Source organism: Klebsiella sp. 10982, from assembly GCF_048589245.1.
Taxonomy (GTDB): Bacteria; Pseudomonadota; Gammaproteobacteria; order Enterobacterales; family Enterobacteriaceae; genus Klebsiella; species Klebsiella quasivariicola.
Map to the genome: position 1 here is coordinate 91,503 of NZ_JBMAXV010000002.1, position 24,437 is coordinate 115,939.

The window sequence follows — 24,437 nt, forward strand, 5'->3', positions numbered from 1 at the left end:
AACATCTATATATCAGCAATATACTCCGCTTTATAAACTGTAGATCGGGAGATTACTTTGCAGTCAGATCGCTCAAGACTTTATCTTCGCCGCGTTAACGCATCAGATATAGATGATCTCTTCAGGATTTATGGCGACCCTGCAACAAATACGTTCAATCCAGCAGGCCCGTATCCTGATATGAGTCACGCACGTAATGTAATGGCCCGTTGGCTTAACCACTGGGAGAATTATAGGTTCGGAAACTGGGCTATCTCACTGAAAGAGAATCCCGATAGAATTATCGGTTTTGGAGGGCTTAGCATTATCAGTTATGACAATACACCGATAATGAACCTGGGGTATCGTTTCTCTACAGAGTCGTGGGGGAAAGGTCTGGCGACAGAGTTCGCTAAATATGCGGTCGGGTACGGGTTTGATGTTTTAAAACTGGCTGAGATTTCTGCGGTAGTAAGACCAAACCATCTGGCATCCCAAAAGATCCTGACGAAAGCAGGTCTCCGGTTTTCACGAAATATTCATGACGTGAAAAATGAGCCCGCAAGCATGCTTTTTACTGTGACTCTGGATGAGTGGAACAACGCGCTAAGTAGGGGAACTACCCCACCCATTGATCATTAGAGTTCATGCGTAACGTCCGCTGCTGGCGCGGATCGGACGAGCGATTGAGTTGAAGGTCCGCTATGAGCGAAGAAAGGACGTTTGCAATCGCTCTCATTCTGATGACAGCGCCAGCAGAGAAAATCCCTGATGGCGGCGTATGGCACCTAATCCGGGCTACGCTCTGGTGCCGTATTTTTGCCGGGTGGCGGCTACGCCTTACCCGGCCCGGTGATTTGACGCTCTAATCGCGCCCTTCGTAGGCCCGCGCAAGCGTAGCGCCGCCGGGCAAGGACTGCGGGCATGGGCCGATTTTATGCCGGGTGGCGGCTGCGCCTGACCCGGCCTACAAAACTTACCCGGCCTACAAAAACTGCCCGTACCGTCCTCGCGGCAGACCCCAAGTTCAGCGCCGCCGGGCTGTTACTGCGCCTGCTGCTGCGCCTGCGCCAGCTGGCGGACGATCGCCGCGCGCCGCGCATCTCCTTCCGGCAGCCGGGCCAGTAACGCCTGCAGGGCTGCCACGGCCTCGGGGTAATCTTCATTACGCACCGCGCTCAGGGCCAGCATCTCCAGCACCGGCAGGCTGGTCGGCTGCCGCTGATGCAGGTCGCGCAGCAGCAGCTCGCCCATCCGAACCTGGCCGCTATCCCCCGCCCGCACCAGCGCGCTGGCGTAATCGAAAGCCGTCGCGGGGTCATCCGCCGCCAGAGCATGCGCCCGGCCAAAGGCGCCGATCGCCGTCTCGCCATCGTTTAACAACAGGCCCAGCCGCCCAAGCAGCTGCCAGCCGGCGAGGTCGTTCGGGGTATCCTGCAGGTGGCTGCGCAGGCCAAGCCGCAGCTCCGCCAGCTCATCCATTCGTAGCGGCGCCGCCGTCGGGTCCTTAACCTGCTGCAACAGCGCAGGATAATGCCGTTCAGCCTGCTGCCAGAGCAACACCTGGCCAATATCGCTGGTTTTCAGATACAGGCCGAGGCTCAGGACCACCAGCAGCAGCGCGCCCGGAAACAACGCCCAGCGGTTTAGCGGCCGTTCGCCAGGCAGCGGCTGCGGCGGGATATCGGTCAGCAGCGTGCGCTGCAGCTCGACGACCAGCGCCGGGTTGTCCTCGCCGCGCTCCTGCGCCAGCTCCTGCAGGCGCGACTGGTACAGGGCGCGGTTGAGGGTATCGCGGTCCACCGCCCCTTTGCCCGACCACGGGAAGTACAGCAGCCCCAGCGCGCCAGCCAGCAACAGCCCGGCGATAACCACCAACAGACTCATCGTTCTTTTCCTTCTTGCAATAATGCCGCCAGCCGCTGGCGCTCTTCGGCGCTGAGCGCCGCGTCAGGAATGTCGCGACGACGCGCGCGGGCGATAATCACCCCCGCGCCCGCCAGGACGAACAGCCCCGGCCCCAGCCACAGCAGCACCGTGCCCGCGGTCAGCGGCGGCTCGTAGCTGACAAAATTGCCGTAGCGAGCCACCATATAGTCAACGATCTGCTCTTGCGTTTTTCCCTGCTGCATCAGCTCGTACACCTTCTGCCGCATATCGGCGGCAATCATCGCGCTTGAGTCGGCGATGCTGTTGTTCTGGCATTTTGGGCAGCGCAGCCGGGAGGTGATCTCGCGGAAGGCCTGCTCCTGGGCCTCATCCTTAAACTGCCAGGTGTCGATGGCGGCCCACGCCTGGCCGGTCAGCATCAGCGCCAGCAGGATGACCATTACCCCTCTCATCAGCCCGCCCCCCGGTTGTATTGATCCCACAGCGGCTGGAGCTCCTCGCGCCACACCCGTTCGTTCAGGTCGCCGGCATGCCGCCAGCGGATGAAGCCCTGACCGTCGATAAGAAACGTCTCCGGCGCGCCATACACCCCCAGATCCAGGCCAAGCATGCCGTTGCCGTCGTACAGGCTCAGCATGTACGGGTTCCCCAGGCGCTGCAGCCAGCTCATCGCCTTCTGCCGATCGTCTTTATAGTTCATCCCCACCACCCGCACGCCCTGCTGCGCCAGGCCGTTGAGAAACTGATGCTCGGCGCGACAGGTTGGACACCAGGTGGCCCAGACGTTAAGCAGCAACGGCTTGCCGTCAATCAGCGTTCGCCGGTCCAGCGTCTGCCCGGGGGTATTCAGCGCTTCAAGGCGAAATTCCGGTAGCGGTTTACCAATCAGCGCCGACTCGAGGGTCGTCGGGTCATCGCCATCGGCGTTGCGCATCAGCTGCCAGAACAGCGCGGCGGCCAGCGCCAGAAACAGCACCAGCGGGATAAACAGTAGCTTCCGGTTCATGAGGCCTCCTGCAGCTTCTTACGCATACGGTAGCGCGGGTCGAGCATGCAGCACAGACCGCCGAGGGCCATCAGCACCCCGCCGTACCAGATCCAGCGAACGAACGGTTTATAGTACAGACGCACGGCCCAGCTGCCGTCGTTCAGCTCTTCCCCCAGCGCGGCGTACAGATCGCGGGTCAGCCCGCCGCTGATCGCCGCCTCGGTCATCATCATCCGGCTGGCGGTGTAAAAGCGTTTCTCGGCATACAGCGTCGCTTCCGGGCGGCCGTTGCGGGTCACGGCAATAATGCCTTCGCCGCCGGTCCAGTTGGGGCCGACGATATTGCGCACGCCGTTAAACACAAAGTGATAGTGATGGATATCGATGCTGTCGCCGGGGCGCATCCGTACATCGCGCTCCACGCTGTAGTTCTGGCTAAAGGTGATACCGATAACGGTCACCGCCACACCGACGTGGCCGAGCACCATCCCCCACTGGCTGCGGGTCAGGGTGCGCAGGCCGCGCCAGAAGCCGTGGCGATGGGTGGCCCGTTCGTGAACCTCCATCAGGGCGAAGATCAGCACCCACAGGGCCATCATCAGGCCGATGACTGCCATGGCGGTGATACGGTCCTGCAGTAGCCACGGCAGCGCCAGAGAAAGTGACAACGTCACTATCAGAGCGATAATCAGGCGCTTAATCTGCCTGGCGACGTCATCGCGCCGCCAGCGGATCAGCGGTCCCAGCCCCAGCAGCAACGCAAACGGCGCCATCAGGGCGGTGAACATGGTATTGAAGAACGGCTCGCCGATGGAGATGCTGCCGAGGCCCAGCTCTTTATGCACCAGCGGCAGCAGCGTTCCGAGGAGCACCACCAGCATCGCCGCCATCAGCAAGATATTGTTGCCGAGCAGGAACGACTCGCGCGACCACAGCGTATGTTCCACCCGCGCGCGCACCCGGCCGCCCTTCAGGGCGTACAGCAGCAGCGACCCGCCGATGGCGACAATCAGCAGCAGCAGGATAAACAGCCCGCGCGACGGATCCGAGGCGAAGGCATGCACTGAGACCAGCACCCCGGAGCGCACCAGGAAGGTGCCCAGCAGGCACAGGGAGAAGGCGGCGATGGCCAGCAGCACCGTCCAGGCGCGGAAGCTGCCGCGCTTCTCGGTCACCGCCAGGGAGTGCAGCAGCGCGGTCCCCACCAGCCACGGCATAAACGAGGCGTTTTCCACCGGGTCCCAGAACCACCAGCCGCCCCAGCCCAGTTCGTAATAGGCCCACGCCGAGCCCAGCACGATGCCGAGGGTGAGGAACATCCACGCCGCCTGGGTCCAGGGACGCGACCAGCGCGCCCAGGCAGTATCCAGCCGGCCCGCCAGCAGCGAGGCGATGGCGAAGGCGAAAGCCACCGAGAAGCCGACGTAACCCATATAGAGGATCGGCGGATGGAAAATCATGCCGATATCCTGCAGCAGCGGATTAAGGTCGCGGCCATCAATGGGGTACTGCGGCAGGCCGCGGCTGAACGGGTTGGAAGTAAAGAGGATAAACAGCAGGAACCCAAAGGCGATCATCCCCATCACCGCCAGCACCCGGGCGACGGCGTCGAGCGGCATCCGGCGGCTGAATAAGGCGACGGCGAAGGTCCAGACGCTGAGCAGCAGGACCCACAGCAGCAGCGAGCCCTCGTGCGCCCCCCAGGTCGCCGCCACCCGATACCATACCGGCAGCGCGCTGTTAGAGTTTTCCGCCACGTAGCGGACGGTAAAGTCATTGACCACAAAGGCGTGCACCAGCAGCAGGAAGGCGCCGCCGATACAGGCGAACAGCCCCCAGGCCAGCGGCCGCGCCAGGGCCATCAGCCGCCGATCCTGCCGCGCCGCGCCCCACAGAGGATAGACGCTCAGGAACAGCGCCAGCCCCGCCGCCAGACACAATAAAAAGTTGCCCAGCTCCGGCATCATGGCTGCGCCCCCGCTTTCTCCGGCGTCATGGCGTTTTTCACCTCCGGCGGCGTGTAATTTTCATCATGTTTGGCCAGCACCTGCTGGGCGGTAATATGCCGCTCGCCGTCCAGAATGCCCTGGGCCACCACGCCCTGCCCTTCACGGAACAGGTCTGGCAGAATGCCCTTATAGCTGACGTCCACGACCCCGCGGGCGTCATACAGCTTAAAGCGCACGTCGAGGGTTTGCGGGTCGCGCTGCAGGGAGCCCGGCTGAACGTAGCCCCCTACCCGCAGCCGCTGCCCGGTATGGGGCAGCGCCCGGGTTTCCGTTTTGCCGTAGATAATTTCCCCCGGGGTGTAGAACAGATCGATATTGCTGCTCAGGGCGTACAGCGTCAGGCTGACGGTCAGCCCGAGGCCGGCGAGCACCGCCAGCACGATATACAGCCGGGTTTTACGACGCGCTTGCATCCGCGGCCTCCTTGTCGTGTTCGCGGGCGGCAGCGATCCGCCGCTCGCGCGCCTGCTGGCGTCGTACCTCATGGAACAGCGCCCGCCGCGCCCACAGAGTGTGCACCGTCAGCAAGCCAAAGGCGGCGACCGCCACGGCCACCGCCAGCCAGACGTACACGGCATAGCCGCCCATATTCAGGAAGGCGGCGAAAGACGAAAAGGCGGGGCTCATCGGGCAGCTCCTTTATTCACCAGCGCCACCACCCACGGTCGACGGCGCTCCAGCTGCAGGATCAGGTTACGCAGGCGCATCAGGGTCAGCGTGACCGACAGCATGAGGAAGGCAAAGATGCAGATCCGCAGCGGCAGACGCATGCTTGGGTCGATGGTTTGCTGCAGGTTGGTCGAGCCCTGGTGCAGGGTGTTCCACCAGTAGACCGAGTAATGAATGATGGGCAGATTGACCACCCCGACCAGCACGAGGATCCCGGCCGCGCGCCCGGCCAGCCGCCGGTCGTCAAAGGCGTGCCACAGGGCGATGACTCCGGCGTAAAGAAACAGCAGCACCAGCTCTGAGGTCAGGCGGGCGTCCCAGATCCACCAGGTTCCCCACATCGGCTTACCCCATGCCGCGCCGCTGACCAGTGCCACCAGGGTGCAGACCGCCCCCACCGGCGCCAGGGCGGCGATCGCCAGGTCGGCCATTTTGATCTGCCAGACCACCCCGACGAAGGCCGCGACGGCCATCGCCAGGTACAGCCCCATCGACCACATCGCCGCCGGGACGTGAAGGTACATGATCCGATAGCTTTCCCCCTGCTGATAGTCCGCGGGGGCGAAGCCAAAGCCCCACCCCAGGCCGATGACCAGCAACAGCGCGCTCAACGCCGCCAGCCAGGGGATCCAGCATCCGCACAGACGGTACAGCCGCTCTGGGATCGCCAGTTGATGTAACGCTTTCCACATAGACGCTTACTCACACGGTTATGATGGCCGCGCCCGCAGGCGCAGCGAATTATTGCACGGTCAGCCGCAGCGCGGCGGCGGTGGCGAACGGGCACAGGGTGGCGCTGGCGGTTAAGAACGCCGCCAGCATCGCCAGATAGCCGCTGACCGGGAGCCCAGCGGCCGCCGCCTGGCAGGCCGCGGTGGCGAAAATCAGCAGCGGCACCGCCAGCGGCAGCACCAGCAGGCTCAGCAGGACGCCGCCGCGCTTCAGACCGACCGTCAGGCCAACCCCCACCGCGCCGAGAAAACTGAGCGTCGGGGTGCCGAGCAGCAAGGTCAGCGCCAGCACGCCGGCATCGTGCAGACTCATCCCCAGCAGCAGCGCCGCCAGCGGCGAGACGATCAGCAGCGGCAGGCCGCTCATCATCCAGTGGGCGACCACCTTCACCAGCACAACCGCCGCCAACGGCGTCGGCAGGAGCAACAGCTGCTCCAGAGAACCGTCCTGCCAGTCGTCGCGAAACAACCGATCCATCACCAGCAGCGCCGCCAGCAGCGCGGCGACCCACACCACGCCCGGCGCAATCTGCGCCAGCAGCTGCGGCGCAGCGCCGACGCCGAACGGAAACAGGGTGATGACGATCAGAAAGAACCAGAGCGGATTGAGGATCTCCGCCCCGCTGCGCCACGCCAGGCGCAGTTCCCGGGCCAACAGCGCTCGCATCATTGCCCGCCTCCCGCGTCGCCGCCGAGGCGCAGGGTGCGCAACGGGCAGCGCAGCGGCCGCAGCGGCTGATGAGTGGTGAGGATCGCGCTTCCCCCCTGCCGGGCGTGCTGCTCCAGGCGGCGGGTCAGGGTTTCCATCGCCGTGGCGTCGAGGGCGGTGAACGGCTCATCGAGGATCCACAGCGGCGCGTCGGTTAACCACAGGCGGGTCAGCGCCACCCGCCGCTGTTGCCCGGCGGAGAGCTGGCTCAAGGGGAGGTCTTCATAGCCCGCCAGGCCGACGGCGGCGAGGGCGCTTTCCCGCTGCTGAAGGCGGCTGGATGGAAAGAAGAAACGCAGGTTTTCATCGGCGGTCAGCGCCGCGTTGACGCCGGGTTTATGGCCCAGCCACAGCAACTGACGATGAAATGACTCCCGGACCTTCGCCAGCGGATGCCCCTGCCAGCTCACCACCCCGCTTTCCGGGCGCGCCAGGCCGCAAAGGATCCGCAGCAGCGAGGTTTTCCCCGCGCCGTTATCACCGGCGACCTGCAGCAGCTCGCCGGCAGCGAGGGACAGCGTCAGCGCCGCAAATAGCGGTCGATCGTCAACGATGCAGGTCAGTCGCTCTGCATGCAGCATGAAGGCAAACTCCTTGATTCAGACAGTATTTTACGTCGTGGCTAAGTATGGGTTGCGCCGCGCGGGCGACGCAACCCTGACGATTACTGTCCGGCCCCCGGCAGCTTCGAGATATCGGCGTTGCCTAACGCCTTCTCATCGTGCGCCGCGGTCTCCTTACGCACCTTCGCCACATCGCTGGCGCTGACCGCCGGCGCGTTGTTGCCCCAGCTGGTGCGGATGAAGTTGACCACATCCGCCACCTGCTGGTCGTCCAGACGCCAGCCGAACGACGGCATGGTCAGGTTGGAGACCGCCTCTTTCACCGCCGGCGTGGTGCTCCCGGTCAGAACGATGTGGATCAGCGAAGTGGCATCTTCGGTCTGTACCACCGGGTTGCCCTTCAGCGACGGGAAAGCGCGCTTATAGCCTACGCCGTCGGTGCGGTGGCAGGCGGCGCAGTTATCGACGTACAGCGCGGCGCCGGTTTTGCTGTCGTTCCCCTTCCACAGGTCTTTCGCCACGCTGTCTTCCACCGGGGCTGGGGTCTGTTTGCCGCCGCGCGGCGGGAGCGACTTCAGATAGCGGGCGATGGCGGTGATGTCGTCATCAGAGAGATACTGCAGACTGTGCTCCACCACATCGCTCATGCCGCCGAAGACCACCGATTTATCGTTGCGTCCGGTTTTGAGGAACTCGGCCAGCTCGGCTTCGCTCCAGGTCCCCAGACCGTCGCGGTTTTCGCCGCGCAGGCTGGAGGCGACCCAGCCGTCAATCGGCGCATTGCTGCCCGCCAGGTAATCATCGCCTTCGCTTTCGCTGAGCGCTTTTTCCTGCATCGTCAGACTGCGCGGGGTATGGCAGGCGCCGCAGTGGCCCAGGCCTTCCACCAGATAGCGGCCGCGCTCCAGCACCGGGTCAACCTGCGGGTTGGCGACAAAGTCGCTCGGCGTCGGGGCGAAGATGCCGCGCCAGAACGCCAGCGGCCAGCGCATCGACAGCGGCCATGGGATGTCGGTGTCCTTGTTGGCGACATTCACCGGCTCCACGCCGTGCATAAAGTAGGCGTACATGGCGCGCATGTCCGCTTCGCTGATCCGCGCGAACGAGGGATACGGCATCGCCGGATAGAGCGTGGAACCGTCTTTCCGCACGCCCTTGCGCACCGCGTCGTCGAACTCTTCGAAGGTGTACCCGCCGATGCCGTGTTCTTTATCCGGCGTGATATTGGTGGAGTAGATAGTGCCGATCGGCGTCTCCATCGGCAAACCGCCGGCGAAAGGTTTCCCTGCTTTGCCGTTGGTGTGGCAGGCGACACAGTCCCCCGCCCGCGCCAGATACTCCCCCTGCTTAATCAGATTGCTGTCCGCAGGCGCCTCTTCGGCAAAAGCCGCGCAGCTCAATGCCCCAAGCACCAGGGCCGATAACCATTGCATTTTCATCATCTGCCTTCCTTTATGCCTGCACCAGGGGACCCGGATTTTTCAGATACTGCTCACGGATCGCCTTCGCTGACCAGTAGGCCAGCGCGGCCACCGTGCCGGTTGGGTTGTAGCCCAGCCCCTGCGGGAACGCGGAGGCGCCGATGACGAAGACGTTATGCACGTCCCAGCTTTGCAGATAACGGTTAACGGCGCTGGTTTTCGGATCTTCCCCCATCACCGCCCCACCGTTCATATGGGTGGTCTGGTAGGTGGTGGTATCAAAGTGGCTGTTGGCGTTTTTTGGGCTGCCGAGGATATATTTCGGCTTCATCGCTTTGGCGATCGGCGCCATCTTATCGAACATAAACTGCGCCATCTTGATGTCGTTTTCCTGCCAGTCGAAGGTCATGCGCAGCAGCGGCTGGCCGAAGACGTTTTTGTAGTTCGGATCAAGATCGAGGTAGTTCTGCCGATAGGACTGGTGCGCGCCGTGGGCATCCATCGACAAGTGATGGGTGTAGGTGTCGGCCACCGCCGCTTTCCACTTGCTGCCCCACGCCGGGGTGCCCGGCGGTACCGGGAAACCGGAGATGGGCTTGGTCCCGGCCTGGTTGACCCAGAACGGCGAACCGCCGACAAAGCCCGCCGCGCCGTGGTCGAAGTTGTCGGCGTTGAAGTCGTCGACGCCGACGCCGTTGCCGCCCGCGCCGATAAACGGATTGGTATAGGTGTCTTTGTCGAAAATGGCCTTGATGGTGGTCATGTTCTGGTAGGCGAAGTTACGCCCCACCACCCCTTCGCCGGTCTCCGGATTGTACGGTTTGCCGATCCCGGAGAGCAGCATCAGGTGCACGTTGTGGAACTGGAAGGCGCCGATAATCACCAGGTCCGCCGGCTGTTCCATTTCGCGCCCCTGGCCGTCGACGTAGGTCACGCCGGTGGCGCGGGATTTGTCGTCGGTCAGGTTGACCTTCAGCACGTTGGCGTTGGTCCGCAGCTCAAAGCGTTTTTCCTGGCGCAGCGCCGGCAGAATGTTCACGTTCGGCGAGGCTTTAGAGTACATGTAGCAGGCGTAGCCGCTGCAGAAACCGCAGAAGTTGCACGGGCCCATCTGCGCGCCGTAGGGGTTGGTATAGGAGTCGGAGGTGTTGGCCGACGGCAGGTTATAGGGGTGATACCCCACTTCCAGCGCCGCTTTTTCAAACAGTTGCGCCGACCAGGTGTTTTTCTGCGCCGGCAGCGGGAAGTCGTCCGAGCGGTCCGGGGCGAAGGCGTTGCCGCCGCGGCCTTTGCCGACGACCTTGCCTTTGATCGACCAGGCGGTCCCGGAGGTACCGAATACTTTTTCCGCTTTATCGAAGAACGGTTCCAGCTCGTCATAGGTGACGCCGAAATCCTGGATGATCATATCCTGGGGGATGAAGTTTTTGCCGTAGCGTTCTTCATAGTGGCTGCGCATCCGCAGCTCAATGGGATCGACGCGGAAATGGACGCCGGACCAGTGCAGCCCGGCGCCGCCCACGCCGGTACCCGGCAGGAAGGCCGCCAGCTGGCGATAGGGCACCGCCTGCTGGCTGGTGTTATGCCGGATGGTGACGGTGCTTTTCGACAGATCCTGGAACAGCTTGCGGCGGATGTTGTAGGTCAGCTCATCGATAACCTGCGGATAGGCGCCGTCCGGCCAGGTGTCGCGCATCGGGCCGCGCTCCAGCGCGACGACGTTGAGCCCCGCTTCGGTCAGCTCTTTGGCCATGATCGCCCCAACCCAGCCGAAGCCGACGATCGCGACATCGGTTTTTTTCAATACGGTGGCCATGATTACGCCCTCTCCCCATTAATTGATACCGGCGGGAAGGGGTAGCGTTCGCCCCGTTCAACCCAGTCCATAAAGTCGGCGCGCGCGCCGGGAAAATTAATCAGCGTCCAGCCGACCATACCTTTATTGCCGCCATGGATAGGGTCGCTGAAGAAGCCTTCGCGGGTGTTCTGCAACAGATAGGTGAAGAACAGCGAGGCCGGCAGCTGTTTGAACTCGGCTTTGCCGGATTCCCACAGGCCGAGCGCCTCGTCCTGCTGCTCGCTGCTCAGTTCAGCGAAGGTCTTGTGATATTTGTCCTGACACCAGGCCTCGGCGTCGGCGATCCCGAGGTTATAGATCTGTTTGGGCACCAGCGGCAGCTGATAGCCCATCTCTTTCGGCACGTCGGGGTTAAAGGGACCCTGCATATACCAGATGGAGCCGGTGGCGTAAGGGGTATTGAGCTGGCGGTCGATAAACTCCGGGACGCCGGCCTCTTTGGCGCCGGGACCGAGTTCATCCGCCGGGATTAAGCGAGCGACGGCGGCGTTGATAAACACCCACTCACGATCGTTGAAGAACTGCGGCTTCCAGTCGTTGGCCGCCGCGGTGTTCCCGGAGGCTGGCTCTGACGCGGGGGCCGCCTGCGCGGTCGCGCTGGTGGCCACGCCAATGGCCCCTGCTCCCGCGCCGCCGATCACCACCGTCGGGATCAGCGCCATCGATTTCACCAGGAAATCACGCCTGGAATTGTTGGTTTTCTCGCTCGACATCATCACATTCCTGTCATTGAAAATTACTGTTTTTGTCGCAGACAAACCCAGTGAATGTCGTGCTGGAACCGATACCATTGCGCTTTCAAACCGCTTAGCGTCTGGCCCGGCCCGGCAAGTCGGATAAAACATCGCCAGAGGCGACATCATTTATAGGGTTATCGTTTGGATAGTAGACGATTCTCAACGAAACGCGGGAAATCGGAGCGAAATTCACCGGGATGTCATCGTGAGAAGGGTGCTGCCATAACCTTGAGGCGGTAAACCAACGGCGTTCACACCGCGCTGAGCTTACCTATGCGCCCAAAAAGAGTGACTTGTATCACAAATGTTATTTTTTGTTTATGGTACATGGCAGATTAAACGTCTGTAAACACTCGTATTAGGAATAATTAAACATTTAGAGCTGTTAAAAAAGTTAATAACCGTTGTTAATTATTTTCCATCTATTTCCTGGCTGAACCGTTCAGCTGGCGATATTCCGTCCACAGGAGAAGAGACGTTATGTTCGATCATGTGAAATTCGGCGTCAGCGACTACGCCGCAAGCAAAGCGTTCTTTTTACAGGCTCTGGCCCCACTTGGCGTAACGCTGGTCGGCGAAGGCGAACCGAGCTACGGCGCAGAGCTGGCCGGCAGCGGCGATGTTTCTCTATGCCTCTATCAAAGCGCGGAAAAACCGGCGCCGCTGCACATTGCCTTTCGTGCCGACAGCCGCGAGCAGGTCGATGCCTTCTGGCAGGCGGCGCTGGCCGCCGGAGGAAGGGACAACGGCGCGCCGGGGTTACGGCCAAACTACCACGCCAGTTATTACGCCGCGTTTGTGATTGCGCCAGACGGGCACAATATTGAAGCCGTGTGCCATCTGGCGGGGTAAGCTGAGCGGAAAAAAATTCCCACGTCCGTGGGAAACGCTGAAGGTATGGATGTGTCGGATTCAGCTGACCGGCTCAATGAGGGCGGACAACAGTCCGGTGAAGTGGGTATGTGACTCAATGACATAATCCGAGGAGACTTTATCGCGGATTTCGAAACGGTCATCTGTGAAGCTGTAGACAATCACGGACATGCCCTCTTCACCAATCACTACTTTGTCATTGAGGTTTGGATCGACATAGATTTCGTTAATACGCGTCTCAAAGTTTCGAACAAAGATATTCGACCATGCAGGTTCACCGTTCTCTGCCTGCACCAGGCTGTACAATGTCATGCCATTGTACTCACCCCCATCCATAATATTGAACATATCCGCGTAGTCCGGCCGACTAATCAATAGTCGTTGAATATCCTCATAGCCCCTTCTTTTCTTGTCCTCCCATTCAACAGGCGCGACTTTGTGCATTAAATCTGCCATGACGTCTGGGTCTACAGGGTCGGCTACGGGATAATTACCTTCAACCATCAGCGACTTCAGGTTACCAATGGTGAAATAGCGCTTTAGCTGGGCGGGGAATAAAACTGGCATTGCGATTGTTTTTCCTTTCTCGTCGCAAAACTCGACCAGATAGCCAGTTGTTGGCGTATTAAAAACCATAACAATCGTACCAGGCGTTCCTTTTACCAGCCCTTCATTCGGTAAATCCTCACCTAAAACCACAACGTCTAATTCGGCTCTTTTCATGTTTATTTCCCTATTTAACGTAAATAGTTGTCAGGCGAGGAACGAGCGCATCTGTTTCATACATCCAGCCTGTACGGATGACCGCCGTTTCACCATTGATGCCTAAAATTGGCATATCTACAGCCATTGTTTGACCGTAGTTGTTTGTCTGCAATATCTTTGCTGGGGCCGATAATACGCCCTTCTGAATTCGTGCGGCTAAAACATCCGCATTCGTTGGGTTGTACCCCATGGCAGACTCAAACACCCGAGCCTTATGACCGCCTGTAGGATGTGTTGAATCTAAAGCGTACGTCGCGAGTTTTTTCGGATCGATAACGGCATGTTCAGCATTCACTAACGTACCGTTCTCAGAGATGAAGCCCTTTACATACGGACTTTCAAAGGCTGGTATTTTACTGAGACTCGATAACTCATCTAACTCACTTAAAGGATTCACCCTACCCATTGTTAATCCTGCCGCGAAAGAGGCTCCTGCAATGAGTAATCCTTTATTGTCCATAATCTGGTCGTAACCTGCAGGCGCATCCCCACCCAGTTGCAACGCTGTTTCATGGAATCCTTCAATGTTGCCATTATATACACCGCCAGCGGCTAGCAGTCGGCCAATGGTCTTACTGTTTAGTGTCTTTGACGCTGGTGCGATTCTTGAGCCATTATAATTGTGTTGTATATGCTGAGTGGGAGCTGGCTTCCTTCCTTGGCGATCGGCAATCGTGTGCCTGTAGGCGTTCATAATTTCGTTCTTAAACCACGCATGGTATAACGAAGCGGTAGGGGTAAAAATTAAATCGCCATTGTCGTCGATGTAAAATGGATTTCTGTCACTGCTCCAACACCTGGAGATATCCAGACCAACAAGCCAGCCAATTTGTAGCCTGTGCTCTACCTCATCGTAGATAGGATCTGCATAGCTACGTTGCCTTCGTTCATATGGCCTTTTATGTGGAGATGAATTGTATATTTCCTTCGGTAGGCCAAAAGCGAGGCTGTGACCATTCGCCTCACAGGAGAGGTCGTAATGTATACACACTTCTCTTAGCGAACCTGCTGGTGTCAAAATATATTGAAAGTCTTCAGGTTTTAACTGGCGTATTAAATCATGTGACTGGTAAAGCCGAAACATATGAATTCCCTATCCTTCATTTTATAAGAATCATTCGCGGTTATTGCTTTAAACAGTTCCCTTCTCTATCGCAATAAAATACTCCTACCTCTCCCAAACGACAGTTTCATTAGCTAAAAATCATTTTAAGTTTCGCTGGCTATAAAATATTTATTCTAATACGAGTATTCCGCTTATTGCTAAGCCCCACATGCGTAGGGAAGACTAGTCGCGCAGCTCGTAACAGATCCCCTCTTTGGAAACACCCCCACGTGCGTGGGGAAGACGCTGGCCGTGATCAGCCCGCAGCGGCGCGCGAGGAAACACCCCCACGTGCGTGGGGAAGACCACGGTCGCGCGATATGCTTTGCCGATGGCTGGGAAACACCCCCACGTGCGTGGGGAAGACTCACAGGCTCAATCATCGACCCGTTAAGGATGAGAAACACCCCCACGTGCGTGGGGAAGACTACCAGGTCGTATGACACTTGCCGCGAACAATAGAAACACCCCCACGTGCGTGGGGAAGACAATGCCTGTCTACGCTCGGGTTCTCTGCTGATGGAAACACCCCCACGTGCGTGGGGAAGACTGCGCATATCCTGCTAAAGCATATGAATCCACAGAAACACCCCCACGTGCGTGGGGAAGACCTTAGTGAGCTGCGGGAAATCTGGTGGGATCTGGAAACACCCCCACGTGCGTGGGGAAGACGCCGCCGCCGGAAGTCGTCCGGGTCGTTATCTAGAAACACCCCCACGTGCGTGGGGAAGACTACAGCTCCAGCATTAATGGCCACCAGCTCAGAGAAACACCCCCACGTGCGTGGGGAAGACCATGCCTGTATAAATCGGGATATAGCCAATATAGAAACACCCCCACGTGCGTGGGGAAGACAACTTCGAGGCAATCCCCTTTCTGTAACTGGTAGAAACACCCCCACGTGCGTGGGGAAGACGATATAGTCCTGCGCCTGCGAGCCCGGGCGATAGAAACACCCCCACGTGCGTGGGGAAGACCTGTAGGGCGGTCGAGGTGGACGAAGAGGTCTGGAAACACCCCCACGTGCGTGGGGAAGACGGCTGGTTGAAAAACTGGATCAAACCGGGGTTAGAAACACCCCCACGTGCGTGGGGAAGACAAAGCCGTTGAAAAATGGTGCGAAGATCAAAAGGAAACACCCCCACGTGCGTGGGGAAGACCCCCCAACCGCGACCGCGCTGCGGACCAGCAAAGAAACACCCCCACGTGCGTGGGGAAGACAAGCTGCCCAAACACCTCCACCTGCGGGGGGAGGAAACACCCCCACGTGCGTGGGGAAGACCAAACACCTCCACCTGCGGGGGGAGTTCACCCGGAAACACCCCCACGTGCGTGGGGAAGACACCAACATATTGTGAAAGAGCGAGAATTTAACCACAATATCCACGTATTACGACAGTTTTAGGGTTTCAATAATCAGCTGTAACCCACTGAGTTCAATAATCGGCTTTCTGACCTCACCCTTGTAGCGAATTTCATAACCAGGCGGTTGAGGAATACTGCGAAACAGCATCAGGCCCGATTCCACAGGCGTGTACTGCATCAGATAATCAACAACGGTTTGTGCAACCGAATCTTTGACGCCTGAGACGAACACATTTGGCCGGGGTTCGACAAACCACAGCTTCATTCGTCCACGGACCGCTGGCGGCAGATCATTTGCCAGTACGACGAGCACCTTTTCCTCCCATTAGCTCATTGATATCGGCGGCAATAAGGTTGAGCAAATCCAGGGCTATCACTCGTTTTCTGAATGCCTCAGAAACTTTATGTTTATCATATCGACCCGCCATCTCCCTCGACAGCGAAAAAGCCAGATCGATACAGAGTCGTTCTTTATATAGGTCGGCCAAATCATAGACAAACGGTAAAGGGCTACCTGAATGGATAAAGCCGATATACGGCGAGTAGCCCATCGCATGCACAACCGAGCATAAAATGCCATACAGGGCGGCGTTGGTGGAGGTCAGTACCTGGTTTGTCAGGTCACTCAGTTCAAACTTGCCTGGTGTAAACTGACGCCCTTTCCAGCCGACGCCATACTCCTGCGCTTTCTGCTGATACAACGCGCGAACCCGACTCCCCTCCATGCCCATCATGCTGTTTAAACTTTTACCCTCCAGATCGGCATCCGGAAAGCGTTTAGCAAACATCATCCTGGCAACCTTAAGGGCAGACGCCCCATCGCAGGCCAGCGCCATCTGCGCTTTAAGATTGCGGGTATCAGCAGTGGGCAAAAAACCGGCGGCATAAAACAGCAGGCTATCCTCGCCCACCCAACACACCGCGCAGTTAGCGGCGGTCGCGGTTTTGATCGCCTCATGCGTCACAGTTGTCCCGGGGCCGAGCAGCAGCGTGTTGATGGTCGCCACCGGGAGAGGCACCACGTTGCCATCCGCATCCACCCATTTCACACTGCTGTCATCAATTTCCAGCCGCCCGCGCTCAAGATAGAGAAAAGGATATTTATCTTTTACCTGAGGCAGGAGTTCGCGGGTAACTTTGACAAACAGCCTCTCCCCCAGGGCCATTAGCCGCACTCCAGCACGGTCACCTGACGATCCCGGTAACGCTTATGCCGGCCGAACTGCACCGGGACATCATTAAGCGTGATGACATCGCCATCCCCTTCCCCTTCAATGACCCTGTAGCTCAGCGTGCGCCGCTTACTCTCAGCTAATGTCCGGGCCTGCTGCCATGCCGCTTCTGCGCTGTCATAGATGCCCTGATAGATCAGCTCGCTGGGCACGCAGCTTTTACGACCGAGATATAAATCCCATACCGGATTTTGTAGCGCCTCTGGTAACGACTCGGCTTGCTGGCTGCCAAGCCCCATTACCACGGCGAATACGGCATCCTGGAGATAGTGGCGGTAGGTCATTTTCGTTCCACCCCCTACGGCTTTCTTTCCATCGGATGTTTTAGGGATCAGCAGACTTTGCCACGGATCGCTGTCGTCATATCCGCTGCCAACCATCTGGAAATCGCACAATGTCGGCTCGCGCAGGAGCGGCTGGCCCTCCTTGTCGGTTCGGGCGTAGGCGCGAACCTCCATCGGCAGGTTATTCATCTCCGCCAGCCACTCGACCTCTGGCCCCGCGGCGCCTCGTGCACAGCAAATCAGCCCCAGAATGCCCGAGCGGGTCGGGAAATTCAGCGTATCGCGTACACCGAACTTTGAATCGAATCCCCATGACTGCAGCGGCCCTTCAAGCCACAGCAGCATATAGTGCGTAGTTTGGCTCATCTTCACCGTCCATTACAGATGTGACTGCAAGTCAGCGATCAGTCGGTCAATGCTGTAGTCAAGATCCTCACCCCACTCGTAATCGCCTTGTTTGCCGAACAGGGAGCCAGAGAGTTTTTCTTTTGTATGCAACCAGTCTTTGAGCGCCGCTTTACTGGGGGATAAGAAGCCTTCACCCTGACTCTTAACGGGCTGCTCGAATGAAGCCTGCAGACCCTGACCTTTACGCAGTAACACGCGAGCATATTCCCACGGGCAGGCCCCGGACTGCGTTGTCTGTCGGGCTGAGGGGACGGCGACATAGAGTGCCTTAACAAAAGCGGCGACGGCGGTTTTCATATCGGCGCCCTCACCCAACGTCTGCGCCAGTTGCCCGAGATCCAGGCTGACATAGCGATAGTAGGTCGCCGAATTAAACTCCAGGCTGCCCATATGTGCCGAACCGCTTTCATCCTCCGTTTTACAGTCATCCACGGCGGTAAAAAACTCGACCTCATTACTCACTTTATGGGTGGAAATGGCATGCGCGAACGATGCCGCCGCCTCAACGTTCATATCCGCCGCTTTGGCCACCATACGGCCTAAAAGCGCAATATCCAGGGCATCCAGGGTATTGTTAACCACCTTTTTGGCGACCTTGACCAGTTCTTTGTCTTTCAGGCTCGCGGCGTCAAAATCTTTTTCCTGCGCATAAGCGGCAAATGCGGCGGCCTCAGCCGCGCTGAGAAACAACAGGGTATCGTCGGAGAAAAAAGCGGCCATCGTCTCACCGCAGTGAGTGGCCTGTTCTTCGCTCGCCCCTGCTGTGCGACAGGCATTGGCCAGCAATGAAGCAATTTTTTTACTACGCACCCCGAGACGAATTCCAAAATCTGGCAGCGCCAGACGAACCTGACGTTTCCAGCACTGCGATGACACTCTGGCGCGCGACACACCGCCGACAATAGCGGACTTGGGAGCCCCCACGTCATCGCGGTTAAGGCAGGTCACCGGGAAAGACTGCAAAATATGAAACTCGATACGGGTGTTTTTAAATGGGGTAGTCATTGGATTATCCTTAATAAATTGATTAACCATCAGGAAAAAAGCGCATCAACAACGGGCACAATCTGCAGCAGGCCACAGCCAAAGGCTCGCCCTTTGCCAATGCCATGATGAAAGCTATGCTGGAACTGCTGTCGGTCGGTGACGGTAAGCAAGCCCTGCACCGTCGCCTTGCCAAGGGTCACCTGGCGACCTGCTTTATCTTTAAATTGCAGCACTTCCACCGCGTCAACCTGCAGGCTCGACGCATCCACTTCAAAGCCCCAGCGGCTGGCAGCGCGCTGAATGAACCACTGCGCAATATCAGTCCGGCCTTTCACCGCGACGCGTTTACCTGTCTGTTTATCCTTCCGTACCGGATTCACCTGCACCTGAAAGCGATAATGTGAATGAGAGAGAAAGGCGGCCGGAATTAATCTGCTGTTGACCTCACCGTACAGCCCATCGACCTTTGCAGCGGGAGGTCTGTCAGAGACGATCAATACTTTGCGGCCATGGAAATCTCCGCCCTGGTCGGCATAAGCAATCCCGCTCGACATATGGCTGCACTTCTCCTGGTCTGTGCGCGCATCAGCAAACAGGCTGTACACCACCCGGTGCAGGGAATAGGCATCGCTGATTTTCAGGGCTTTCACCGCAGCGCGATCGAGATGTAAAGCACTCGCAAAGAGTTCAGTCATGTGGATTCCCCGCCTCATTCCCGGCTGCCTCGTCGGCTCGACGATAGAATTCTTGCGCCCAGCGGGCGCGGATCCGTTCGCGACTGCTGCCGGAAAACCACTGCAGTTCATTGAGTAGCCTGGCGAAATCCAGTGTCACATTGCGGCTGGCCATTAATGCCAGCAACGGGCGCAGAATACGGCATGCTTCACTCGTCGAGGTACAGGCCAACAATCGCCGCAGGCGGGCTTTCGCCTGTTCAGACTGATTCCCTTCGGGATAACAAGCTGCAATGGCGCCTCCCAGCGAGGTCGTGCCATTGCTGGCCGGTTTCACCCTGGCCAGCGCGGCGCCAATGACGCAGTACGGAAGGCGCTGCCACTCTTTTTCCAGATCAATGCCAAACCCTGCCAGAATTTCCCAGCTCTGATACTCAGTCGCCGGGTTGTCCGCTCGTTTAAGGCGGGCGGCAAAGCCATTGTCTTTTGCGATACGCTCAATCACGTAACCGACAAATCGTTTGGCGGGCAATTCGTTACTCGCGCTTTCAGCGGTAACGTCTGCAGGAAACTGATCCATTAAGATCCTCCTTAATCGACGGTGAGATATTTGGAAAAATTAGGCCGGGACTGCGCCCAGGCATCTAATTGACGGGCACTGTCACGAGGACAGAGCCGATTAAAAACCTGGCCGGCATAGCTGATAAACGTTTTTCGTAACTGATGACGCGCGGAATGGTCTTCCCCGGAACTCAGGCAAACATTAATGAGCGCCTGGGCCTGACGCTCGCAGAGTTGCCAGAATAGCGCCGTTGCTTTTTCGGCCTGTTTTGCCACAAAGGGTTGGGCCTTACCGGTTGCTGATTTATCAATATCGGAAAGCTGTCGGAAATAACGTACAACTGCACCCCAAAGCTGTTTTTGCACAGCATCAAGCTGCGTCATTTCATATTTTAAATATTCAATAAAGCAATTATTAATTAATTCGGATGACAACCATATTTCTGACTGAACATAATCATCCATTCCTGAAGCATACTGTTCACCCGCATTACTACTTACCCGTAAGCCGCCCGACCATAGCGCAAACTGAACCGTATTATGGGCTATTCGCTTCAAAGGAAGGTTAAGCTGACGGGTTTCATATCCTCGGGAGCTATCCTGCTCAATAAACTGTAATAACGACGTCAGTTCGCGCCAGGGGCGTTTGCCTGGGTTAACCCATAATGCCTTCGGTTTCTTTCCTGAAAAATCGACGGAAACCGTGGGATCGGTTTTGCCTTCCAGATAGCCGGCATGGCTTATACCGTCGCTATAGTGAATACCGTCCCCGGCTAACAGACAAAATTTACCCATTGGGATCAGGCGGCCAAGCAGCGATGCTTTTAACGAACGCGCAACGTCATCATCTTCCCCTGTCGGCATTCGCTCCCACGGCGCAGTCCCCAGCGTGGGATACATCACCAGTTGTGCAATATCCTCAGCGGTAAATAAATTGAGCCAAATGCTCTGTACGATTGAATTCCCCTGCCAGAACGAATGTAACAATCCCATATGCCCGACAGAAATCCCGGCCTTTCCACTGCCCGGCTTCCCCTTGTCGTTTTGTTTACCCCGATAGCCCGGCGTTAATACCACAGAGTTATCGGTTTTCTTGCCTCCGAGCCCAAAGCCCATTTGCACAATAATAGCTAGCGCTTTGTCCGCATCAGTTAATTGCTGCTGTTGCTGACTTTCGGTTAAAACGGTGGTATTGCCGGTACTCACCTCAGGTGATAATACGCCCAATGACTTACATTCAGCGGCCTGAATAGCGGGCATCTGTAAGAACGGCTTTTCGCCATACAGATAAAAACGGTCGTGCCATTTAGCAAGGTACTTCAGGCAGCAATGGGCCATTCCCTGCCAGCCCATCTGCTGCCAGTCGCTATCATCAGCCGGCGTCGCGGCTGACTGGGCGATAGCAAGTAGCAATTTGGTAAGCGCGATTTTTTCTACCGGATTTCCCCCTAAAGCGCGTAATGTCGGCTGACTGAAAATATCGGTTAAACTGACCAACCCCACATCCACGACCGCAATCCAGGGTTCATCAATCAAATTGAAGCGGTTCTCCATGGTTTATTCCTTTTTGGAAATGGCCCGGAAGCCAAGATATTCACTGTATTCAAGGGTGTATTTCTCTCCCGCGGGGCGGCCATCCAGCGTCTTCAGTTCACCCGCGGGGCTGACAATGGCAACGCGCAATAACGCCTCATCATCTTCGGGGCGGCCGAGATAGAACACCTCCTGCAGGTGTAATTTTTCCAGATCACTTTTTGCTATCGTGGGCGGACAATAAGCCGGATTAACTCGTACCAGCTGCTGATTCAGCGCCACCGCCAGCTGTCGCCATTGCAACCGACTTAAACGGTTGCGCCCATGAGGAAGGGCTAATTCACCATCATCAAGAAGGCGCATATACGTGACGCCGTCTTGCGTACGCAGACCACGCAGCAGCAGCAGATCATGAGTGTCACGATCGCTATAGCGAGTCTCCGCTTTATGCTCAGGCAGCGTTTTCCCGCCGCCAGATAACGTGAGCTTCGCCAGCGACTGCAGCGCCTCTTCACCAGAACGAAAGCGGCTGCCATTCTTGAGTTCATGCAGTAGCGTGGCCCATGGTCCCTCTTCCGCACGTGCAACATAGGTCCGGTCGATCAGGGGACGAATATCTCCTGGCAACGAGAGAGACGGGATCTCTTGCCAGACCTCCAGACTGCGGCATAACACATAGGGTGAGTAGACCAGGGCGCTCATGCCGAATGCCGAGCCCGGGTTGGCTAAAGCGCTCTCCAGCGAAGGTGACAATAGCCAGCATTCCGCCTTCGCACTCACATTGCGGGGTGTATCGGTATGTCGCCACAGCCGGCCAAGACGTTGCAGCAACATATCGGATGGCGCAAATCGGCTCACGAGGAAATCGGCATCAATATCAAGGGATTGTTCCAGAACCTGGGTGCCGACTAAAATACGCCCGCACTGCTGACGTTGCGACCAGCCGGTCCGGCCGTAGAGCGCGATCCAGCGTTGCTCATGCCGGTTGCGGTGCTGAGGCGTAAAACGAGAATGTAAGAGTCCGATTTCACATCCCACCTCAACCGCCCGGCTAGCCATATCCAGATACCGTTGCTGCGCTTCAGCTACGGTATTTTCAATCCACAACACCTGTTGCCCACGTTCTGCGCGCCGCAGCGCCTCTTCCAGCGCGGATTCATCATTGTTACAGGAATACAGCGTAAGGGTGGCGTGCTCAGTGACAGGAACGCCAATCTCTACCAGCGCTTGCTCTCTTGCGCTGATGGGCGCGGCGGTGATCAGCGGGTAGGCCTCACTGCTTGTAGTCTGTTGCAGCAAGGCGTCACGGCGGGCCCGACTCAGCGTGGCGCTGAGAATAATCACCGTACAGTCGATTTGACGCAGAAATTCGACTAACGCATTAAGGATCGTGCCGGTGTACAAATCGTATGTATGAACTTCGTCAAGGATCACGACCTTGCCTGCGAGCCCTAACGCTCTGACAAAACCATGCTTAATATTCATCACCGCCATCAGCGCCTGATCGATGGTACCGACGGCAAACGGCGCTAATAAGCCGCGTTTACGGTGGTTAAACCACGCGCCACCAGGGCTTGCTTCTTCTCCCATCTCGGTATTCATCAACCAGGCGCCAGAATGTAAAAGTAAGGCATGCTGTGGAGTTTCAGTACTGACAATTTGTTGCAGAAACGCATTAAAGCGATCGTATATTTTGTTCGAGGTAAGCTGGGTGGGTAGCGCAAAATAAATACCGGTTGCTTTTTCCTCAGTCAGCATTTGATAAGCAGCGTATAACGCAGCTTCGGTTTTCCCCATCCCCATTTGCGCTTCGAGAATATAAAGACCCGGCCCCGCAACCTGGTCAATAAAGCGCGATTGCGCTTCGCGTGGTTCCTTCGACGGATCGTCAGGAAAAAAGACCTCTGCAAAGGATAGTCCCTTACGTATAACGGGTTTAATAAAACCGGCGTTATTAAGGGCTGCCGTTATGGCAGGCTGCCACGCTTGCTCAGGATTTTCAAAAAATTCGCCAGAGCCAATCCAGTCGGCTACCGAGGTCAACCCGGCGACCACGCGAGCCTGAGCCGCTGAATCAAATGTCGGCCAATCAGCGGAGAGTTCCGCTTTCAGCTTATCCACGAGTTTTTTACGCTCATCAAACCAGAGCGGCCCGCCGAATACTTCAGCATCACCACGCCTGCCGTTGAGCCCTGGATTAAAACCATGGTGCTGACCAAGGATCTCAGGAACATAGCGCGGAGCATATAAACTTTCCGCTGTCGCCTGACTGACGCCTGCATGTCCTCCCCAGAGCGTTTCGAGTCCGGGATTCACCGCCGATAACCCAGCAAGACGGAGGTCATTAACGTCACAGGCCGCAAAAAGTTTGGCGGAAAACGTCGGACTGACCTTTCCGATATCGTGGCCAGCCGCTGCCATTTCACTTCCTGCGGGAAAGAGTCGACTTCGCATCGGCTCGGGATACAGCGCTATAAGCGCCCGGGCAATCTCCCCGACAATCTGACAATGACTCAATACCGAGCGTCCCTGCACCACGCGACCATCACTCAACATCCGGGTTTTCGCCGGGCAGTTTTCAAAACTTATCGCCGCGATGGCATGTTGATTTTGTAGCGAAACCCTGGTTAAGCGCCTCATGAAAATCATCCTTAATAAAACATGTGCGTTTTATTAATACTAAAGTCAGGAAGCTTTATAAATAATTTTTTATAAAATAAAAAGCACTCACAAACGCTGCGCTTAATGTGAGACATCAAATCGACAATATCAGACATTATAAATAAGTAGTATGAATAATCATACTTCAGGTGCGCCAGAAAAATGGACTTAACAACCATTGCGAAATAAAAAATAAATATAACACATGAATATGAATTTTAAATTCACATGAAAAATATATTAAACTGTGTTTGCCAAACTAAACCAAGATAACGATAACAACGGTTGACCAGCTTTGTTGAATCGCCCCACACGTGTGGGGAAGACCCACCGACGGCGACGTCATAGACCATCACGAGAGAAACACCCCACGTATGTGGGGAAGACCATGAAAGAAGGTGCGCACTGAAAGTTACATGAGAAACACCCCCACGC

24 protein-coding genes and 2 CRISPR repeat arrays (1 of these 26 only partly in view) are annotated in these 24,437 nt (G+C 57.3%); of the genes, 2 read left to right on the plus strand and 22 right to left on the minus strand.

Annotation, left to right across the window (positions count from 1 at the left end; genetic code table 11):
• Positions 1–57 precede the first annotated feature (57 nt).
• Positions 58–621: a GNAT family N-acetyltransferase gene (locus ACKLKD_RS02045; protein ID WP_071993257.1), complete on the plus strand. Its 564-nt coding sequence runs from the start codon at positions 58–60 to the stop codon at positions 619–621.
• Positions 622–1,023: 402 nt separating this feature from the next.
• Here ACKLKD_RS02045 and ccmI read toward each other — a convergent pair whose 3' ends face one another.
• The 12 genes from ccmI to ACKLKD_RS02105 all read right to left on the minus strand — a co-directional run bounded on the left by ccmI (position 1,024) and on the right by ACKLKD_RS02105 (position 11,533).
• Positions 1,024–1,866: a c-type cytochrome biogenesis protein CcmI gene (gene ccmI, locus ACKLKD_RS02050; protein ID WP_087805214.1), complete on the minus strand. Its 843-nt coding sequence runs from the start codon at positions 1,864–1,866 to the stop codon at positions 1,024–1,026.
• Entirely contained in the window at positions 1,863–2,309 is a 447-nt protein-coding gene (locus ACKLKD_RS02055; protein ID WP_165931865.1) for a cytochrome c-type biogenesis protein, read from the minus strand. The genes ccmI and ACKLKD_RS02055 overlap by 4 nt, the downstream gene beginning before the upstream one ends.
• Before the next feature lie 11 nt (positions 2,310–2,320).
• Entirely contained in the window at positions 2,321–2,875 is a 555-nt protein-coding gene (locus ACKLKD_RS02060) for a DsbE family thiol:disulfide interchange protein (RefSeq protein WP_087805210.1), read from the minus strand.
• Positions 2,872–4,824, minus strand: a complete 1,953-nt coding sequence (locus ACKLKD_RS02065; protein WP_025712134.1) for a heme lyase CcmF/NrfE family subunit — start codon at positions 4,822–4,824, stop codon at positions 2,872–2,874. The genes ACKLKD_RS02060 and ACKLKD_RS02065 overlap by 4 nt, the downstream gene beginning before the upstream one ends.
• The gene (gene ccmE, locus ACKLKD_RS02070) at positions 4,821–5,279 is read right to left on the minus strand and encodes a cytochrome c maturation protein CcmE (RefSeq protein ID WP_087805207.1); all 459 of its coding nucleotides are present in this window, start codon (positions 5,277–5,279) and stop codon (positions 4,821–4,823) included. The genes ACKLKD_RS02065 and ccmE overlap by 4 nt, the downstream gene beginning before the upstream one ends.
• A complete protein-coding gene (ccmD, locus tag ACKLKD_RS02075; protein WP_002908220.1) occupies positions 5,263–5,493 on the minus strand; it encodes a heme exporter protein CcmD in 231 nt (76 codons plus the stop codon). The genes ccmE and ccmD overlap by 17 nt, the downstream gene beginning before the upstream one ends.
• Positions 5,490–6,227, minus strand: a complete 738-nt coding sequence (locus ACKLKD_RS02080; RefSeq protein ID WP_008804529.1) for a heme ABC transporter permease — start codon at positions 6,225–6,227, stop codon at positions 5,490–5,492. Before ACKLKD_RS02080 ends, ccmD begins: the two co-directional genes overlap by 4 nt.
• Positions 6,228–6,276: 49 nt before the next feature.
• Positions 6,277–6,936 carry a heme exporter protein CcmB gene (ccmB, locus tag ACKLKD_RS02085; RefSeq protein WP_012541449.1) on the minus strand — a complete coding sequence of 220 codons (660 nt, stop codon included), beginning with the start codon at positions 6,934–6,936 and terminating at the stop codon, positions 6,277–6,279.
• Entirely contained in the window at positions 6,933–7,556 is a 624-nt protein-coding gene (gene ccmA / locus ACKLKD_RS02090) for a cytochrome c biogenesis heme-transporting ATPase CcmA (protein WP_080896729.1), read from the minus strand. The genes ccmB and ccmA overlap by 4 nt, the downstream gene beginning before the upstream one ends.
• A gap of 83 nt (positions 7,557–7,639) precedes the next feature.
• Positions 7,640–8,980 (minus strand): c-type cytochrome, encoded by a 1,341-nt coding sequence (locus ACKLKD_RS02095; RefSeq protein ID WP_165931789.1) that lies wholly within the window; start codon positions 8,978–8,980, stop codon positions 7,640–7,642.
• Positions 8,981–8,990: 10 nt separating this feature from the next.
• Positions 8,991–10,775 (minus strand): GMC family oxidoreductase, encoded by a 1,785-nt coding sequence (locus ACKLKD_RS02100; RefSeq protein ID WP_002908285.1) that lies wholly within the window; start codon positions 10,773–10,775, stop codon positions 8,991–8,993.
• A 2-nt stretch (positions 10,776–10,777) separates the two neighbouring features.
• A complete protein-coding gene (locus ACKLKD_RS02105; RefSeq protein WP_165931788.1) occupies positions 10,778–11,533 on the minus strand; it encodes a gluconate 2-dehydrogenase subunit 3 family protein in 756 nt (251 codons plus the stop codon).
• 501 nt (positions 11,534–12,034) lie between these two features.
• Between ACKLKD_RS02105 and ACKLKD_RS02110 the strand changes: the two genes are divergently transcribed.
• Positions 12,035–12,406 (plus strand): VOC family protein, encoded by a 372-nt coding sequence (locus ACKLKD_RS02110; protein WP_025712125.1) that lies wholly within the window; start codon positions 12,035–12,037, stop codon positions 12,404–12,406.
• Positions 12,407–12,466: 60 nt separating this feature from the next.
• Here the strand turns inward: ACKLKD_RS02110 and ACKLKD_RS02115 are convergent, their stop codons facing one another.
• From ACKLKD_RS02115 to cas3, 10 genes are all read right to left on the minus strand, one after another.
• Positions 12,467–13,150: a YrhA family protein gene (locus tag ACKLKD_RS02115; RefSeq protein WP_025712124.1), complete on the minus strand. Its 684-nt coding sequence runs from the start codon at positions 13,148–13,150 to the stop codon at positions 12,467–12,469.
• A gap of 10 nt (positions 13,151–13,160) precedes the next feature.
• The gene (locus ACKLKD_RS02120; RefSeq protein ID WP_025712123.1) at positions 13,161–14,276 is read right to left on the minus strand and encodes a DUF6883 domain-containing protein; all 1,116 of its coding nucleotides are present in this window, start codon (positions 14,274–14,276) and stop codon (positions 13,161–13,163) included.
• A 238-nt stretch (positions 14,277–14,514) separates the two neighbouring features.
• Positions 14,515–15,640: direct repeats of the CRISPR family, unit length 28 nt; unit sequence GAAACACCCCCACGTGCGTGGGGAAGAC.
• Positions 15,641–15,687: 47 nt separating this feature from the next.
• Complete coding sequence (gene cas2e / locus ACKLKD_RS02125; protein ID WP_071993256.1) at positions 15,688–15,975, minus strand: type I-E CRISPR-associated endoribonuclease Cas2e; 288 nt, start codon at positions 15,973–15,975, stop codon at positions 15,688–15,690.
• The gene (gene cas1e / locus ACKLKD_RS02130; protein ID WP_025712121.1) at positions 15,953–16,828 is read right to left on the minus strand and encodes a type I-E CRISPR-associated endonuclease Cas1e; all 876 of its coding nucleotides are present in this window, start codon (positions 16,826–16,828) and stop codon (positions 15,953–15,955) included. Before cas1e ends, cas2e begins: the two co-directional genes overlap by 23 nt.
• Entirely contained in the window at positions 16,828–17,544 is a 717-nt protein-coding gene (gene cas5e / locus ACKLKD_RS02135) for a type I-E CRISPR-associated protein Cas5/CasD (protein WP_025712120.1), read from the minus strand. Before cas5e ends, cas1e begins: the two co-directional genes overlap by 1 nt.
• A gap of 12 nt (positions 17,545–17,556) precedes the next feature.
• The gene (gene cas7e / locus ACKLKD_RS02140; protein ID WP_025712119.1) at positions 17,557–18,591 is read right to left on the minus strand and encodes a type I-E CRISPR-associated protein Cas7/Cse4/CasC; all 1,035 of its coding nucleotides are present in this window, start codon (positions 18,589–18,591) and stop codon (positions 17,557–17,559) included.
• A gap of 29 nt (positions 18,592–18,620) precedes the next feature.
• Positions 18,621–19,268 (minus strand): type I-E CRISPR-associated protein Cas6/Cse3/CasE, encoded by a 648-nt coding sequence (gene cas6e / locus ACKLKD_RS02145; RefSeq protein WP_025712118.1) that lies wholly within the window; start codon positions 19,266–19,268, stop codon positions 18,621–18,623.
• Positions 19,261–19,827: a type I-E CRISPR-associated protein Cse2/CasB gene (casB, locus tag ACKLKD_RS02150; protein WP_025712117.1), complete on the minus strand. Its 567-nt coding sequence runs from the start codon at positions 19,825–19,827 to the stop codon at positions 19,261–19,263. Before casB ends, cas6e begins: the two co-directional genes overlap by 8 nt.
• A gap of 11 nt (positions 19,828–19,838) precedes the next feature.
• Positions 19,839–21,362 (minus strand): type I-E CRISPR-associated protein Cse1/CasA, encoded by a 1,524-nt coding sequence (gene casA / locus ACKLKD_RS02155; protein ID WP_025712116.1) that lies wholly within the window; start codon positions 21,360–21,362, stop codon positions 19,839–19,841.
• Between the two features lie 3 nt (positions 21,363–21,365).
• Entirely contained in the window at positions 21,366–23,981 is a 2,616-nt protein-coding gene (cas3, locus tag ACKLKD_RS02160) for a CRISPR-associated helicase Cas3' (RefSeq protein ID WP_025712115.1), read from the minus strand.
• Positions 23,982–24,422: 441 nt separating this feature from the next.
• Positions 24,423–24,437: direct repeats of the CRISPR family, unit length 28 nt (it continues 502 nt past the right edge of the window).

Coding starts and splice junctions, on each gene's coding strand:
- ccmI (WP_087805214.1), bottom strand. CDS start 1,866: ATGAGTCTGTTGGTGGTTATCGCCGGGCTGTTGCTGGCTGGCGCGCTG.
- ACKLKD_RS02055 (WP_165931865.1), bottom strand. CDS start 2,309: ATGGTCATCCTGCTGGCGCTGATGCTGACCGGCCAGGCGTGGGCCGCC.
- ACKLKD_RS02060 (WP_087805210.1), bottom strand. CDS start 2,875: ATGAACCGGAAGCTACTGTTTATCCCGCTGGTGCTGTTTCTGGCGCTG.
- ACKLKD_RS02065 (WP_025712134.1), bottom strand. CDS start 4,824: ATGATGCCGGAGCTGGGCAACTTTTTATTGTGTCTGGCGGCGGGGCTG.
- ccmE (WP_087805207.1), bottom strand. CDS start 5,279: ATGCAAGCGCGTCGTAAAACCCGGCTGTATATCGTGCTGGCGGTGCTC.
- ccmD (WP_002908220.1), bottom strand. CDS start 5,493: ATGAGCCCCGCCTTTTCGTCTTTCGCCGCCTTCCTGAATATGGGCGGC.
- ACKLKD_RS02080 (WP_008804529.1), bottom strand. CDS start 6,227: ATGTGGAAAGCGTTACATCAACTGGCGATCCCAGAGCGGCTGTACCGT.
- ccmB (WP_012541449.1), bottom strand. CDS start 6,936: ATGATGCGAGCGCTGTTGGCCCGGGAACTGCGCCTGGCGTGGCGCAGC.
- ccmA (WP_080896729.1), bottom strand. CDS start 7,556: ATGCTGCATGCAGAGCGACTGACCTGCATCGTTGACGATCGACCGCTA.
- ACKLKD_RS02095 (WP_165931789.1), bottom strand. CDS start 8,980: ATGATGAAAATGCAATGGTTATCGGCCCTGGTGCTTGGGGCATTGAGC.
- ACKLKD_RS02100 (WP_002908285.1), bottom strand. CDS start 10,775: ATGGCCACCGTATTGAAAAAAACCGATGTCGCGATCGTCGGCTTCGGC.
- ACKLKD_RS02105 (WP_165931788.1), bottom strand. CDS start 11,533: ATGATGTCGAGCGAGAAAACCAACAATTCCAGGCGTGATTTCCTGGTG.
- ACKLKD_RS02110 (WP_025712125.1), top strand. CDS start 12,035: ATGTTCGATCATGTGAAATTCGGCGTCAGCGACTACGCCGCAAGCAAA.
- ACKLKD_RS02115 (WP_025712124.1), bottom strand. CDS start 13,150: ATGAAAAGAGCCGAATTAGACGTTGTGGTTTTAGGTGAGGATTTACCG.
- ACKLKD_RS02120 (WP_025712123.1), bottom strand. CDS start 14,276: ATGTTTCGGCTTTACCAGTCACATGATTTAATACGCCAGTTAAAACCT.
- cas1e (WP_025712121.1), bottom strand. CDS start 16,828: ATGGCCCTGGGGGAGAGGCTGTTTGTCAAAGTTACCCGCGAACTCCTG.
- cas5e (WP_025712120.1), bottom strand. CDS start 17,544: ATGAGCCAAACTACGCACTATATGCTGCTGTGGCTTGAAGGGCCGCTG.
- cas7e (WP_025712119.1), bottom strand. CDS start 18,591: ATGACTACCCCATTTAAAAACACCCGTATCGAGTTTCATATTTTGCAG.
- cas6e (WP_025712118.1), bottom strand. CDS start 19,268: ATGACTGAACTCTTTGCGAGTGCTTTACATCTCGATCGCGCTGCGGTG.
- casB (WP_025712117.1), bottom strand. CDS start 19,827: ATGGATCAGTTTCCTGCAGACGTTACCGCTGAAAGCGCGAGTAACGAA.
- casA (WP_025712116.1), bottom strand. CDS start 21,362: ATGGAGAACCGCTTCAATTTGATTGATGAACCCTGGATTGCGGTCGTG.
- cas3 (WP_025712115.1), bottom strand. CDS start 23,981: ATGAGGCGCTTAACCAGGGTTTCGCTACAAAATCAACATGCCATCGCG.